This window comes from Agarivorans sp. QJM3NY_29 (assembly GCF_050870835.2).
Classification (GTDB): Bacteria; Pseudomonadota; Gammaproteobacteria; order Enterobacterales; family Celerinatantimonadaceae; genus Agarivorans.
Map to the genome: position 1 here is coordinate 930,782 of NZ_CP194036.2, position 15,269 is coordinate 946,050.

The following is a 15,269-nucleotide window of genomic DNA, read 5'->3' on the forward strand; positions in this document are numbered from 1 at the left end:
GATGGATATAGAGGCGTGAAATGTTAGATAAGCAGGCGCTGACCTACTTGGCTGAGATGGATATTGATGTTTGGCAAACTCGTGCTAACCTCGTCAGCCAAGTTATGACTGAACCCTTGGCTTGGCCTTTGGTGATAGTGATTGAGCCAGATGAGTTACAAGTGCATATCGATCTATTTAAAGCTATTGTTGCTGCTATGGAGCTCGAATGGCAGGATGTTCATTGCGTTAGCGCCGCTCATTTTCCAGCGGCTTACCAAGCGTGGGTATTATGGGCAGATCCGCATCAGCCGGCACCAATTCACCCTTGCTTGATTGAATGTGATCCGCAACGCCTGCTCAGTGATCGCCAGGCAAAACGTATTTTATGGCAGCAAATATGCACTCAGCTCCTCAAGTCGAAGTAAGTCATCTGTCGGTGATGGATGTGCCGATGATGTTGAATATTGAACAGGCGGCTCATTCACATCCTTGGAGTCGCCAATTACTCAGTAGTAATTTTGGTGGTTTGTACCGTAATTTGGGTCTGTGGCACAAAAATCATTTGTTAGCTTATATGATCTTACGGGTGGTCGCCGGAGACGCAGAATTGATTAATTTGGCCGTTGATCCAGCACATCAAGGGCAGGGTTTAGGTAAGCGCCTGATGCAAGCGATGTTTGCGTTGGCTGAGCAGCAACAATGGCAGCAAATTATGCTGGAAGTTCGTCGCAGTAATGTGATTGCTCAGAGTCTATATCAGCGTTTTCAGTTTGTTGAAATTGATTGTCGTAAAGGATATTACCCCTGCGATAAGCTGGGCCGAGAAGATGCCCTGGTTATGCAATATTGTTGCACTGTTTAGATTTATCAATTTGTTTTCTTACTCCTTTAGACTAACTGATGATTTACATCAGTGTATGTAGGATGCGATTGGCTTTGTTCATGCGCTCGTATTCCCGATACTAGCCTAGCATCGTCGTTATTAAAGCACGCAAAGCGCTCACGCTTTGGCGGTTCATCATGGCCTTCGAATTGACTAAACCGCTTACTCAATTCGCAATACTTGGCGTTTTCATTGCAAGATTGCGCAAAATAGCTGATTTGAGTCGATGTTGTCGACTGAGCTTGATTCTGTTGTTAGGATGGCCGCCCTATTATTTGTCGGTATTTTCCAATGTATAAAATGGCTGTCTCAACATTTTGTATTTTATTTGGATACTGACGCTGTGCGCTTGAGCTTGGCGTGATGCTGTAAAGGAAGATTTATCTATGTCATTTGGCTCTTTAGGCTTGTGTGCTCAGCTGTTGAAAAGCGTTGCCGAGCAAGGTTATGTAAGACCATCTCCAATACAGCTTGAAGCGATTCCGGTGGTACTTAGTCAGCGTGATGTGGTGGCAGTGGCACACACTGGCACTGGAAAAACGGCTGGTTTTACCCTGCCTATGGTGCAGCTATTATCAGGTGGCCCTTGTCCACAGACTCATTCGGTAAGGGCTTTAGTGATTACGCCAACCCGAGAGCTTGCCGCTCAAGTGGTCTTGAGCGTTCAAAATTACAGCCGGCATATGAATATTCGCTCTGCGGCTGTGTTTGGTGGCGTGAGGATTGAACCACAGATAGCTCAGTTGGAAAGTGGTTTGGATGTGCTGGTTGCGACTCCTGGTCGTTTGATTGATCTTTATAATCAAGGGGCGATTAACTTTGAACAGCTTGAGATATTAGTCTTGGATGAAGCTGATCGGATGTTGGATTTAGGATTTGTCGACGATATTCGTCACATTCAAAGCTTGCTCCCGAGTAAACGTCAAACGTTGATGTTTTCAGCAACATTTTCTAAAGAGATCAAGTTGCTTGCGAAGGGGATGTTAAATAACCCTGTTTTGATTGAAGTAACCGCTGCCAACAGTACCGTTGATACGGTTAAGCAGCTTATCTATCCAGTCGATAAGGCGCGTAAAAGCGAGCTATTGATCCACTTAATTAAAAGTAATCATTGGCATCAAGTTTTAGTCTTTACTCGTACTAAAGTAGGCGCCGATAACATGGTTACTCAGCTACAAAACGCTGGGATTAGTGCCGCATCAATCCATGCTAATCGAACTCAGCACGCCCGCACTCTTGCTTTAGAGGGTTTTAGAAATGGTGAACTAACCGTTTTAGTCGCCACTGATATCGCCTCTCGGGGGATTGAAGTTCACCAGTTGCCTTGTGTGGTTAACCTTGATCTCCCTTATGTACCGGAAGACTATGTGCATCGTATTGGTCGTACCGGGCGTGCAGGTACCTCTGGTTTGGCAGTTTCATTGTTTAGTGAAGATGAAGCCAAGCAGTTAGCGGCGATTGAACGTGTGATTGGTGGTAAATTTAAGCGGGAGTTCATTCCAGGCTTTGTGCCCACCCCCAAAGAGAAGGTCACAGTAGATGTATCCGATGATGAGGAGTATGGTAATTTTGAGCCCGATCCAGCACCTCAAGGTCGAAGAAAATCGAAGGGGCGTGGGAAGCGTGGTGGGAGTTCATCGAGTCGAAGCCGTAACAAAGGAAGTCGCAATAAATAAAAAGCTTAGAGCCCAGTATTCGATAAATTGATTTATCAGAGATTTTGATACTTAGGCTTGTTTTTGTTTGACTGTCGGAACCACAATATTCGAACTATATTGCGTAACCTAGACTACCAGGTCCATTGAATATGTAGCCCTTGGTAGTTGCTACCACCTTTAATACGGCCAAATAGTGAAGAGTTTTCAAATATCCCCGAGCGATGGTGGATGTTGTAACCTACCCAAATATTTTCTAGTTGCTTCTTATTGAGTAAATCACCTAAGTTAAGGTCTAGAGAAAAGTTCAAATAATTTAATAGCTTACTAGGCTTGTAACCCTTTCCTTCCTCACCTAATTCTGATGCTTCGAGGTAGGTTATGTTGCTGGTATAAGATAAACCTTCTGCAGCACCAAATCGCCAGCGTAATGGCCAGTGAAAGGTGTAATAGGCTTTAAATGCCAAGATGTATTCTAGGATCGGATCTTGAACCGCCGAGCTGTAGTGATAGGCGAAGCCGGGCGTGAGATATACTTCAACGGGATAACCTAGTAGGGTCTTACTGAGTAAATGTCCATAAAAAATTGAAGTTAATTGATTGTTATATTCATCTTTTTCCGCTTTAAAGTGGATGATGTCCCCTAGATTCGATGGTGTTGCCCAGGCGTGGGAGAGTTGTAAGTACCCCTTTGGCCATTTGCTGGATGTATTTGAATATTGATAATTAAAGAAGCTGATCCCTAAAAAGCTTTCATATTGAAAACGTTGATCGATGATCGGGATATTTTGAGTGCGCTTACCCAGATAAGAAGCGCCAACCTTCGCCATTAAGTAAAAGTCTCGCCACACTTGATAACGTAAATTGATGCCCATTTTTAAGTCGGTATCGGCTTTGGTTTTAAAAATTTCAAGGCCATAGTAGCGAGTATTATAGTTACTACTCTTCAAGTGGGCTGAGGCATAGGGTTCGAAATACCAAGCTTGATAGAATTGTTGCCAGGTTAGCTCAAGTTGACTGTGAAAGTGACCGAGGTCGTCACTCAATAATTCTAGGTTGAGCGAATAGTCGGGTTTAAAGCGCCATTGAGTCCTTAAACCAAAGTCGATGCCATCGCCACGTATCTTGTTTTGGTAGTTCGCCGGAATGTCGAAAAAACGGTAACGCCCCATTAGCGCGAGGTCAAAGTCTTGTTCTTTCCATAATTTATAGCCAGCGCTTAAGCCATCTAAATACAGTCGCTCTCCTCGATAATAAAATAAGGGAACTACATCGGACACGGTACTAATGTTAGAAGTGTAGGGAATACTCGCATGACGCAGACCTAATGCAATTCCCCAGTCGTGCTGTTGTGGACCATCAAGTATGGGGTTGGCATGAGATGGTAAACTGGTGAGGCATAGACTTGCCAATAGACACGCAACTACTTGAACGTTAAGGAATTGATTCAACGGTAGATTTATCCCTGAGCGCAGCTTCTTGGGCCAGTATTGTTGCATGGCTGAGAGATAAACGAAAGCTCGCTTCAGAGAGCGGCATAAAATTACCACTATTGATATTATCTTGGGCGACCCAAATTTGTTGCATCGCTAACACTAAATATAGCGAAACCGGGTGTTCGTCGTCGAAAAGGATAAATGCAGATGGATAGGTATTGAGTTTAAAACGTTCGGCAAATAATCGATGACGGCGGTCGGTATCGGTAAGGATTTGCACCTTCACATAATCCGCTAATACTCGTTTTAATTCGGGATTATTCAGATAGTATTGTTCGAATGCTAAGCAACGTTGGCAGGCTTTACGCCGCAGATATAGAAATACCGGACGTTGACTCAGCTTTGATTCGCGAATCGCACCGTAATAGCCATCGATATCAAACAACCAGCCATCTTTAGCGCTGACACCTCTATCCTTTACATGATAAATAAAAATGTAACTTAGAGCGCCTACACCGAGTCCAATCAGTAGCAGGCTAAAAAATGTTTTTTTTATCGGTGCTAAGTTCATCTCATCTGCTCTTCTTGTTTCACAATGACGATGCGGCTACAAGTCTATATCGGCTTTGTATCAGTAAGCTTGAATTACATTAGAAAATCAACTGAGTACTTGAAAAGTGTGGCTTGAGTCTGCGATTCAGCTAAAGCGACTCCGCACTAAATTTATTTATCACAAATTTACGATTTTATTCTGCTTCAATCGGGATGTTTTACTTCTCGATTGGTTTTAAATGGTAATTAATGACGTCTATCTTGATGAATGATTCAATTTCAAGAGCTTAGGCTTGATTTGGCGACTCGCTGTCAGCTAAGGGGGGATCATTTGGGATGCCCGCGTCTCGTTCAGCTAAGGTCGCTCGTTCGGCCTTGCTGACGTAGCGAGGTTTGTTGGTTTTTTGATTTTTAGCATTCGCCTTTTTTGCTTTCTTTTTGAGGGTTTCGTTAATTTTCTTTTTACGATTCATCTACGGCTCGTTCAAGGTATTATTTATGCCTGTAAGGATAACAAATTCGTGCTTTCTTCGCATAGTTGAGCGTTAACAGAAAGGGCAGCACATTGGTGCTGCCCTTTGACGCGGACTAAAGCGTGTTAATCATCGCCATTAAGAAAGCCAAGCAATTGCAGCAGACTGGTGAATAAGTTAAAGATGGCAACAAATAAGGTGACGGTCGCCATAATGTAGTTGGTTTCTCCACCGTGAATAATGTTGCTGGTTTCATAGAGGATCAGTCCAGACATCAGCAATACAAACATCGCCGATACACCTAATGACAGGGCTGGGATACTAAACAGCATCGCACCTAATCCGGCTAGAAACGCCACCAAAATACCAACCATTAAAAAGCCACCCATAAAGCTGAAGTCTTTTTTGCTGGTGAGTGCATAAGCTGATAATGATAAGAAGATGGCGGCGGTGCCTACCATAGCTTGCATCACAATTTGGCCACCATTTGGTAGGCTTAAGTAGCTGCTTAAAATCGGCCCTAGAGTGAGACCCATGAAACCAGTTAGGGCAAATACACAGACTAAGCCCCAGCCACTGTTACGACATTTTGTCGTGGCAAACAATAGTCCAAAATAGCCAACCATAGTGAGGATTAAACCAGGGTGGGGGAGGTTTAGAGCCATCGAGGTGGCAGCCATCAGCCCGCTAAAGAGCAGGGTCATGGACAATAAGGTATAAGTATTACGGATCACTTTATTACTTGCCAGCACGCTCTCGTTGGTGGTGCTTGGTGCATTTGAAAAAGGTGATGTGTTCATTTTGGTATTCCTTATTACTGCGAATCGCTCAGTTGTTTGTGGTAAATAACGCTCAAAGTGCGCTTGGTCGTTTATATCGGTTCGCTGATTAGCGGTGCGCGTAACGCTTTGTTGCGTATTCGAGCTATTTTACGATTTACAGTGCGGCTGGCTCGGCTGGCCGCGCGATCAACTGCAACACTGATCTGCGATTGAGTATCCTCAATCACCACATCTGCTTGACCACTCAGTTTCACTAATATTTGACAGCGTTTATCGTTGCCACCGCGCGTCCCGTTCGTATCGGAAAGTCTCACCATAATGCGCTTAATACGTTGGTATTGAGATCCCATGGCGAAATGTAGCCGACGGCGAATATAATCTTGTAAAGACGGTGTTAGGGGTAAATGACGTGACTGCATGTCTATTTGCATCTGCTTCTCCTCACCAATAAAAACTGATTAGAGCGATTAGCTTATGTTGCTTTCATTGGCAGGTATACTCGAATATAGTTGTTGTATGGTTCGTATAAAACGAGGTATTTGATTCGTGATTAATTACAAGCACCTGCATTATTTTTGGGTCGCAGCCAAGCAAGGCGGAATAGCTCGTGCCAGTGAGCGCTTGCATATAACGCCACAGACAATTAGTGGACAAATTACGTTGCTGGAACAGCATTTTGGTGAAGCCTTGTTTAACAAGGTGGGGCGAAACCTAGAGTTAACCGAAATTGGTCGTTTGGTGCTGAGTTATGCCGATGAGATTTTTTCCTTGGGTGATGAACTTGAAGATACGATGCGCAATAAAATTGCACAGCGTCCACAGTTATTGAAAGTTGGGATTGCCGAAGTTGTGCCTAAATCCATCGCTTATCGTCTATTGTCACCGGCGCTCAATTTGGCGGACTCGGTACGTATGATATGTCGAGAGAGTAGCCTTGATAATTTACTGGCCGAACTGGCCTTACATCGCTTAGATATTGTGATCGCCGATGCGCCAGTTCCCCCAGGTTTAGGGGTTAGAGGCTTTAATCACTCTTTGGGGGAATGTGGTGTGAGCTTTCTCGCCATTCCTAGCTTAGCCGAGCGTTTGGTTGGTGATTTTCCTCATAGTTTACATGGTGCGCCGTTATTGATCCCTAGTGAGAGTAGTGTGATGCATGTGCGTTTATTGCAATGGCTGGATAAACTTCACATTCATCCGCGAGTGGTGGGCGAATTTGACGATAGCGCATTAATGAAGGCTTTTGGTCAAGCCGGGGTCGGGGTGTTTCTTGTGCCGAGTGCAATTGCCGCGGAGGTCGCGGCGCAATATGGTGCAGAAGTGATTGGTGCGAGTGATGTGGTACGCGAGCAGTTTTTTGCGATTTCGGCGGAACGACGTTTATCCAATCCTGCGGTGCTTGCGATTACTGAAGCGGCCAGAGAGTGGCTAAAAAAATAGACTAAATATGCTCGCAGAGTTTGTTTAGATTTAGCGTTTAATATTGCTTGCTCATCACAATAACAAGCAAAAATCAGCGAACGCAGGTGTTTGCTCGTGATTGCTCAATGGCGAATTTTTGATTATTCAGAGTCTTCCTAACACCCTAAATAATGAATGGTATTTGAATGGCAATTAATATTAATTCCTCTCGGTTCGGGCCAGCTATATGTTGGTTTTCGAATATCCCCATCCTGTTTTAGCAACGCTAATCGCTGATCGTTCCATCGGCGTTGTATGTGTCGAGGTGATTAATGAGTGAGTGCTTAAAGTTCGCATTGCTTGCTCGTTAGTTCGTGTAGGCAAAGCGCAACACTCACACTGCAATCGTTGGTGGTTTTACCATAAACCACCATGGCACCACGCTCTCACTCGGCCGGTCATATAACAACTGCGCATATCAGCTTGGAATTGGCTGAAACAGGCATTCAGCTAAGCACATCGAAAAGAACGCCTCTTGTCACGGTGGCGCCTGGAGCGACATCGATAGAGAGCTTTAGTGATGATGTTCGGGGTCTTGCTTCTTACTTTGGTTTAAATCATACCGCCATTGGCGCGAATAACCTGACCATTTATCCAGCCACCTTCTGGACTCGCCAAAAACATCACCACATTGGCAATATCTTGTGGGGTGCCAAGGCGCTCTAATGGGTTCATATTTGCCAAACGGTCAATCAATTGTGGTGATTTTCCGTCTAAAAACAAATTAGTGGCAGTAGGGCCGGGAGCCACGGTATTGACTGTAATACAACGTCCACGAAGCTCCTTTGCCAGTATTGCAGACATTGTTTCTACCGCTGATTTAGTTGCCGCGTACACGCCGTAGCTTTCTAGTTTTAGTCCTACGATGCTGGTGGACAGGTTGATAATCCGTCCTCCATTTGTGACTCGTTCTGCAGCGAGGCGCAGGGTATTAAAGGTGCCTTTAAAATTCACGGCGACTTGGCTATCAAACAGCTCCTCATCACTCTGAGAGAGTTGAGCAAGTTTCATGATTCCAGCATTGTTCACCAATAGCGAGATCGCTCCCAATTTCTCCTCGACAACATTAAACATGTGTGCGACCTCTGTTGAGTTGCCCACATTACCCTGTACCGCGATAGCGTTTCCTCCACTGGCTTTAATGTCTGCGACCAGACTTTCTGCCACATCTGCACTTGATGAATAATTCACGCCGACGGCATAACCTTCAGCGGCTAATTTGTTTACGATTGAAGCACCGATTCCTTTGGAGCCGCCAGTAACAAGGGCGATTTTTGACTGAGACATATTGCATTACTCATGAGTTGTTAAAAGATTATGGCCAGTATATGGTTATATCAATGCTTAATAATTACCCATTATTTAACTTAATAATTCCAAATAAATTAATAATGTCGAGGTGAGTGGGTGGATAGATTCAAAGAGATGCAGGTGTTCGTGAGGATTGCAGAGCGTAACAGTTTTGCTTTAGCGGCGGATGACCTGAGTATTCCAAGGCCGACGATGACAAATATAATCAAGCGACTTGAAAGTCGCTTAGGGATCCGCCTGTTAGAACGAACTACCAGGCAAGTGCATATGACTCATGAAGGTGAATCCTATTATCGGCAATGTGTTGGGCTACTTTCAGATCTAGAGGAAATTGAATCTTCCTTTTTGGAGGTTTTACCTAAAGGTCATTTGCGGGTAAATCTGCAAGGCACTTTGGCAAAGTACTTTGTGATGCCCAAGATTGCTGACTTTATTCGCCAGTACCCGGATATTACGCTACACATCGCTGAAGATGATAAGTTAATCGATCTCGTCCATGAAGGAGTCGACTGTGTCCTCAGGGCTGGACCACTGCAAGATTCCTCGCTGATTGCTCAGAAAATAGCTGAAATGACGCAAGTCACTGTGGCAAGCCCTGCGTATCTTGAAGCCTTTGGGATCCCTAAGTCGCTGGATGATTTACAAGAGCATCTTGCTGTTGGTTATTCTTTTGCGCAGTTATCTAAACCTTCAAGCTTGGCGTTTAAGTTAAAAAACAAGTATGTATCTATCAATTTAGCTAGCAGAACTTCAGTTGCTGGCGCAGATTTGTACACTGGGTGTGCTGTCGCGGGTTTAGGTTTAATCCAAGTGCCCAAATATCGTTTGGTGAATGAACTCGCAAATGGTTCTTTGGTTGAGGTGTTAGCGGACTTTCCGCCTCCACAGATGCCAGTATCCATTGTTTATCCAAATCATCGACATCTTTCCGCCAGAACCCGGGTATTTATCCAGTGGCTTAAAAGCCAGTTTCAAGAGAATAAAAGATAGCGAATACAAGCTAGCCTGCAGTTAGTGAAAGCGTATAAAAGTGAAGTTTATATTATGGCTTATTGAACCTAAATCAGCGGGATTGAATAAGCATTGATTGTTTATATAGTCAAGATCGGTGAAAATAGCGCCCAATTATGATTAACATCGCAGATTCGCCCAGAGCAGAGCCTCGAGAGGGACTTCTAAATGGTTTGCCAATCTGTGTGTACACTAAAAGAACTCTAAGCCATGTAAAAATTAAGCCTGCATTACGACTTACTGAGCCTAAATCAGCGGGACTGAATAAGCATTGATTGTTTATAAAGTCAAGATCGGTGAAAATAGCGCCCAATTATGATTAACATTACAGATTCGACTAGAGAAAGCCCTCGAGCGGGATTTCTAAACGGTTTGTCGATCTGTGTATAAACTAAAAGAATTCTTAATGACAGAGCCCAATTCTCTTCACCAAATCAACAAGCGAAGAACCTTTGCTATCATCTCTCACCCGGATGCGGGTAAAACCACCATTACTGAAAAGGTGTTGTTATTCGGCAACGCGATTCAGAAAGCCGGTACCGTAAAAGGCCGAGGCAATGCTACGCATGCTAAGTCGGACTGGATGGAGATGGAAAAAGAACGGGGGATCTCGGTGACTACCTCGGTGATGCAATTTCCCTTTAACCATTGCATCGTCAATTTATTAGACACTCCTGGCCACGAAGATTTCTCGGAAGATACTTACCGAACTCTCACCGCGGTTGATTCGTGCTTGATGGTAATTGATGCCGCCAAGGGTGTGGAAGACCGTACCCGTAAGTTGATGGAAGTGACCCGCCTGCGGGATACACCAATTGTGACTTTCATGAACAAATTGGATCGAGATATTCGTGATCCTATGGAAGTGATGGATGAGGTTGAAAACGAACTTAACATTATGTGTGCGCCAATTACTTGGCCAATCGGTTGCGGCAAGTTGTTTAAGGGGGTGTACCACATCCCTAGAGATGAAGTGATTTTGTATCAAACAGGTAAAGGTCACACCATTCAAGATGAGCAAATCATTAAGGGTCTTGATAACCCTGAAGTTGAGGCGGCAATCGGAGACGAATTGGCGGAGCAAATGCGTGAAGAGCTCGAGTTGGTTTTAGGTGCTTCCAACGAATTTGATCACGAGTTATTTTTACAAGGCGAGCTTACCCCCGTTTACTTTGGTACTGCCTTAGGTAATTTTGGCGTGGATCATATGTTAGAAGGCCTAACAGAATGGGCGCCTTCACCCAAGCCTCGAGCAACCGATGTGGGTGAAGTGCAGGCCAGCGACGCTAACTTTTCTGGTTTTGTATTTAAAATTCAAGCCAACATGGATCCGAAGCACCGTGATCGGATTGCCTTTATGCGGATTGTTTCCGGTGAATATAATAAAGGCATGAAGATGCGTCACGTACGTTTAGGGAAAGATGTCAGCATTTCGGATGCGGTTACCTTCATGGCTGGCGACCGTAGTGCTGCAGAAAATGCAATTGCTGGTGACATTATTGGCTTGCATAACCATGGCACCATTCAAATTGGCGATACTTTTACTCAAGGTGAGATGATTAAGTTCACCGGTATTCCCAATTTCGCTCCGGAGTTATTCCGTCGAATTCGATTGAAAGATCCCTTGAAGCAAAAACAGTTGTTAAAAGGCCTGATTCAGTTATCTGAAGAAGGTGCAGTGCAATTGTTTAGACCTTTACGTAACAACGATTTAATCGTGGGTGCCGTTGGGGTATTGCAGTTTGATGTGGTGGTTCACCGGCTTCGTACCGAGTATAAGGTGGAAGCGGTCTACGAAGGGATCAGCGTCGCGACTGCGCGTTGGTGTGACTGCGATGATAGTAAGAAGTTTGAAGAGTTTAAGAAGAAAGCGCATGATAACCTTGCTTTAGATGGCGGGGATAACCTGACTTACCTCGCGCCAACCATGGTGAATTTAAACTTAGCCATTGAACGTTATCCTGCGGTGCAGTTCTTCCAGACTCGGGAACACTAAGCAATTTTGGATAAATAAAAAGGTCGCATTAAGCGACCTTTTTTTATGGGGGAAGTTATGTTTTATTCGCGTTCTTTGGTGTAAGGCACGCCAATCGCTTTGGGGGCCACAGCTTTACCAATAAAGCCAGCCAATAAGAAAACGGTGAGCACATACGGAATGGCTTCGATGGCTTGTACTGGAATCGCGAAGTTACCAATCGATACCCCTTGCAGACGAATAGCCAAGGCATCCAAAAATCCAAACAACAAACAGGCGCTGAGCGCAGTAAACGGACGCCATTTCCCAAAAATTAATGCGGCTAGGGCCATATAACCCTTACCCGCACTCATGTTGGGAATAAACTGAGCCGTTTGTGCCACCGATAAATATACGCCACCAATGCCAACCAGCAGACCACAAATGAGTACTGCGCTATAGCGCATTTTTACCACCGAGATCCCTGCGGTATCTACCGCTGCGGGCGATTCACCGACAGCTCGAAGACGTAAGCCAAATCGGGTTTTAAACATCACATACCAAGCTAATGGTACGGTGATAATCAGTAAGTAGACTAAGGCAGAGTGGCCACTGATCAGTTCTGAATAAAGTAAGCCGATCACCGGAGTATCGGCGAGAGCATCTGCGCCGGGTAGGTGGATTGGCGCAAAACGTGCGGCACCACTTAAAGCTGGCGTTTGCCCGCCTTGATGGAACCAATGTCGGCCTAAGGTAATTGTTAATCCGGCGGCTAAAATGTTAATCGCCATACCACTGACAACATGGTCTCCGCGGTGAGTAATGGTTGCAAAACCATGGAGTAGTGCGAGTAGCATCGAAATAGCTACCCCAGCCAGTAGCCCTAGCCAAGCAGACCCTGTCACATGGGCGGTGGCAGCACCAGTAAAGGCCGCGGCTAGTAATTTTCCTTCTAAGCCAATGTTCACGATCCCTGAACGTTCACAGAACATGCCCGCAAGCGATGCAAAAATTAGCGGTGTGGCAACCCGAATCGTTGCATCTAGCATTAAGATAATGGTTTCAAACATCTTAAGCAGCTCCTTCTGAATGGTTTGGTTTTTTGCCAAATAGCTTAAGATAGCCGCGCTCCAGCGAGGGCTTAAACATGTGCTCTAAGGCTCCAGAGAAAAGGATCACCAGCCCTTGCAGTACCACCACAATATTACGGTCTACCCCATATTCAAAGCTGAGTTCAGCACCGCCTTGATAAAGAAAACCAAATAGTAAGCTGGCGAGTAGCACTCCGAGTGGGTGGTTTCGTCCCATCAGGGCCACCGCAATTCCGGTAAAACCAAAACCTTCTACAAAGTTAAGCTTGATTTGGTGCAGTTCTCCTTGCAGAACATTCAGACCGAAGAAGCCCGATAACATACCGGAAATTAACATGGTTAAAACTACGATTTTTAGATAGTTGATACCAGCATATCCAGCGGCGTTGGGATTCGCGCCCACCGATCTGATCTCATAGCCCCAGCGAGTGTTCCAAATAAATAGCCAAACAAATACACAGCAGGCTAACGCAAATACGAAGCTTAAATTGAGTGGACTCGGTGCTAGTTGAATACCAAACCAAGCCAGCATTTCGTGCACTTTCGGTAGCCAAGATGAGACTGCAAAAACGCGACTTTCGGTGGCCATGGTACTGTCTGGTTTTAAAACGTCGACCAGTAAGTAGGCCATTAGGGAAGCGGCGATAAAATTGAACATGATGGTGGTAATTACGATGTGTGACCCGCGTTTCGCCTGTAAATACGCAGGAATAAAGGCCCACGCCGCACCGAATAAACCGCCAACTATAATGGCAAGGGGAAAGACTAGATACCAAGGTAAATACTCACCGACGGTTAGGCAGACTAAACCGACGCCAAGACCACCGATGTAGGCTTGACCTTCGCCACCAATATTAAATAGTCCAGCGTGGAAGGCCACCGCTACGGCTAAACCCGTGAAGATAAAACCAGTCGTGTAGTATAAGGTATAACCAAAACCTTCGGCATAACCAAAGGCGCCAGTCCACATGACTTTGATGGCATCTACCGGTGATATATCGATGTACATAAACAACAGGGCAGACACGAGAAACGCGGCAAAAACGTTGATCGCAGGCAGTAAGGCTACACTAACCCAAGCCGGTACCGGTGATTGACTCATTGTGCGCCTCCTTGTGCTGAGTTTTTAATATGTTCAGGCACAATGTTGGCCATCATTAATCCTAAAGTTTTTTCATCGGCCTGTTCAGCACTGACTTCGCCAACGATGGCGCCGTCGAAGACCACTAATATACGGTCTGCCAAATTCATGATTTCGTCGAGTTCCACCGAGACCAATAGTACCGCCTTACCGGCATCGCGGGAGTGGATAATCTGTTGATGAATGTACTCAATGGCACCAATATCGACGCCACGGGTTGGTTGCCCTACCAAGAGAATATCTGGATTTTGTTCCATTTCGCGGGCAATCACTAATTTTTGCTGATTGCCCCCAGAAAAGTTAGCGGTTTTTAAATTGCTATCATCGGGTCGAACATCCCATTTCTGCATGCTGTCCAGACAAGCCTTATCAATAGCGGCTTTATCTTGTAACAGCCCTTTGTTGTATTCTGCTAAATGATGGTAGCCGAGAATATAAGCTTCCTTCGCTGAAAACTTATTGATTAAGCCCTGTTTATGGCGGTCTTCTGGAATGTGACCAACGCCCATGGCTCTCACTTCTCGTGGGTCTTTGGATTGTTCGGCGCTCAATTGGTGTTGATTAAGGCGAACGCTACCGCTACTCGGTTTTAAGATCCCGCTAAGCAAGCCGAGGATCTCTGACTGACCGTTGCCTGATACACCCGCGATCCCCACAATTTCTCCTGCGCGCACTTGGAAAGAGACTTCTTTCACTCGTTTTACGCCTGCAGGATCAACATAACTGAGTTGATTCACTTCGATTAAGGCTGCTTCCGGTTTTGCTTCGCCGCGCTCTACTTGTAATAACACTTTTCTGCCAACCATTAGTTCAGCGAGATTCTCTTGGTCGGTTTCGGCAGTCACCACATGTGCAACCATTGCACCTTGTCGCATCACCGAAACGTTATCGGTAATGGCTAATACTTCACGCAGCTTGTGGGTGATAATCATTACCGTGGTGCCCTGTTCGCGTAGTTTCGCTAAGATATCAAACAGGTGGTTTGCTTCTTGAGGGGTTAATACACCAGTAGGCTCATCTAAGATTAAGATTTTTGCCCCACGGTAAAGTGCTTTAAGAATTTCAACCCGCTGTTGTAGTCCAACCGCTAGATCTCCCACGAGGGCATCTAAAGGGACATCTAGGCCATAATCAGTCGCAAGTTGTTGCAATTTTTTACGGGCTTTACTAAGGCTTGTTTCTAAATTCCAGCCGCTTTCGGCACCTAATACAATATTCTCTAAGACGGTAAAGGTGTCGACCAACATAAAATGTTGATGAACCATACCAATGCCGGCTTGAATGGCTTCTTGAGAATTATGCGGCTCGTAGGGACGACCGTTGACTCGCATTGAGCCTGAGTCGGCATGATAGAAGCCGTAAATGATACTCATCAGAGTGGATTTACCGGCACCATTTTCACCAATAATGCCGTGAATAGTGCCTTTAGGGACTGCTAAATCGATGTTTCGATTCGCGTGAACGCTACCAAAACGCTTGTCGATTTGTTCCAGTTCAATGGCAAAATCAGCTGCTTGTGTCACTTTAGATTTCCAAT

General features: G+C 45.1%; 15 protein-coding genes. 6 read left to right on the plus strand and 9 right to left on the minus strand.

The annotated features are described in order from the left end of the window. Positions 1-20 precede the first annotated feature (20 nt). From ACRRS0_RS04210 to ACRRS0_RS04220, 3 genes are all read left to right on the plus strand, one after another. Positions 21-407, plus strand: a complete 387-nt coding sequence (locus tag ACRRS0_RS04210) for a DNA polymerase III subunit psi (RefSeq protein ID WP_432454472.1) — start codon at positions 21-23, stop codon at positions 405-407. Next, entirely contained in the window at positions 380-844 is a 465-nt protein-coding gene (gene rimI, locus ACRRS0_RS04215) for a ribosomal protein S18-alanine N-acetyltransferase (protein ID WP_432454471.1), read from the plus strand. Before ACRRS0_RS04210 ends, rimI begins: the two co-directional genes overlap by 28 nt. Before the next feature lie 407 nt (positions 845-1,251). Next, a complete protein-coding gene (locus tag ACRRS0_RS04220; protein WP_432454470.1) occupies positions 1,252-2,541 on the plus strand; it encodes a DEAD/DEAH box helicase in 1,290 nt (429 codons plus the stop codon). 113 nt (positions 2,542-2,654) lie between these two features. Here ACRRS0_RS04220 and ACRRS0_RS04225 read toward each other — a convergent pair whose 3' ends face one another. From ACRRS0_RS04225 to ACRRS0_RS04245, 5 genes are all read right to left on the minus strand, one after another. Next, positions 2,655-3,971, minus strand: a complete 1,317-nt coding sequence (locus tag ACRRS0_RS04225) for a MipA/OmpV family protein (protein WP_432454469.1) — start codon at positions 3,969-3,971, stop codon at positions 2,655-2,657. Next, on the minus strand, positions 3,955-4,527 hold the full coding sequence (locus tag ACRRS0_RS04230; RefSeq protein WP_432454468.1) for a thioredoxin family protein: 573 nt from the start codon (positions 4,525-4,527) through the stop codon (positions 3,955-3,957). The genes ACRRS0_RS04225 and ACRRS0_RS04230 overlap by 17 nt, the downstream gene beginning before the upstream one ends. A 268-nt stretch (positions 4,528-4,795) precedes the next feature. Continuing rightward, positions 4,796-4,981 (minus strand): DUF2986 domain-containing protein, encoded by a 186-nt coding sequence (locus ACRRS0_RS04235; protein ID WP_432454467.1) that lies wholly within the window; start codon positions 4,979-4,981, stop codon positions 4,796-4,798. 125 nt (positions 4,982-5,106) lie between these two features. After that, complete coding sequence (locus tag ACRRS0_RS04240) at positions 5,107-5,781, minus strand: Bax inhibitor-1/YccA family protein (RefSeq protein WP_432454466.1); 675 nt, start codon at positions 5,779-5,781, stop codon at positions 5,107-5,109. Between the two features lie 71 nt (positions 5,782-5,852). After that, positions 5,853-6,194 carry an HPF/RaiA family ribosome-associated protein gene (locus ACRRS0_RS04245; RefSeq protein WP_432454465.1) on the minus strand — a complete coding sequence of 114 codons (342 nt, stop codon included), beginning with the start codon at positions 6,192-6,194 and terminating at the stop codon, positions 5,853-5,855. Between the two features lie 115 nt (positions 6,195-6,309). Here ACRRS0_RS04245 and nhaR point away from each other — a divergent pair, with 115 nt between their 5' ends. Beyond that, on the plus strand, positions 6,310-7,203 hold the full coding sequence (nhaR, locus tag ACRRS0_RS04250; protein ID WP_432454464.1) for a transcriptional activator NhaR: 894 nt from the start codon (positions 6,310-6,312) through the stop codon (positions 7,201-7,203). A gap of 573 nt (positions 7,204-7,776) precedes the next feature. Here the strand turns inward: nhaR and ACRRS0_RS04255 are convergent. After that, positions 7,777-8,511 (minus strand): SDR family oxidoreductase, encoded by a 735-nt coding sequence (locus tag ACRRS0_RS04255; protein ID WP_432454463.1) that lies wholly within the window; start codon positions 8,509-8,511, stop codon positions 7,777-7,779. 120 nt (positions 8,512-8,631) lie between these two features. Between ACRRS0_RS04255 and ACRRS0_RS04260 the strand changes: the two genes are divergently transcribed. Beyond that, positions 8,632-9,525 carry a LysR substrate-binding domain-containing protein gene (locus ACRRS0_RS04260; RefSeq protein ID WP_432454462.1) on the plus strand — a complete coding sequence of 298 codons (894 nt, stop codon included), beginning with the start codon at positions 8,632-8,634 and terminating at the stop codon, positions 9,523-9,525. 427 nt (positions 9,526-9,952) lie between these two features. Then, positions 9,953-11,542, plus strand: coding sequence for a peptide chain release factor 3 (gene prfC / locus ACRRS0_RS04265; RefSeq protein WP_432454461.1), 1,590 nt, complete (start codon positions 9,953-9,955; stop codon positions 11,540-11,542). Between the two features lie 62 nt (positions 11,543-11,604). On the opposite strand, the gene ACRRS0_RS04270 is transcribed toward prfC, so the two are convergent. The 3 genes from ACRRS0_RS04270 to ACRRS0_RS04280 are packed head-to-tail and all read right to left on the minus strand — an operon-like array spanning position 11,605 to position 15,255. Then, a complete protein-coding gene (locus ACRRS0_RS04270) occupies positions 11,605-12,570 on the minus strand; it encodes an ABC transporter permease (protein ID WP_432454460.1) in 966 nt (321 codons plus the stop codon). Between the two features lies 1 nt (position 12,571). Then, a complete protein-coding gene (locus ACRRS0_RS04275; RefSeq protein WP_432454459.1) occupies positions 12,572-13,693 on the minus strand; it encodes an ABC transporter permease in 1,122 nt (373 codons plus the stop codon). Next, positions 13,690-15,255 (minus strand): ABC transporter ATP-binding protein, encoded by a 1,566-nt coding sequence (locus ACRRS0_RS04280; protein WP_432454458.1) that lies wholly within the window; start codon positions 15,253-15,255, stop codon positions 13,690-13,692. The genes ACRRS0_RS04275 and ACRRS0_RS04280 overlap by 4 nt, the downstream gene beginning before the upstream one ends. Between the last annotated feature and the right edge of the window lie 14 nt (positions 15,256-15,269).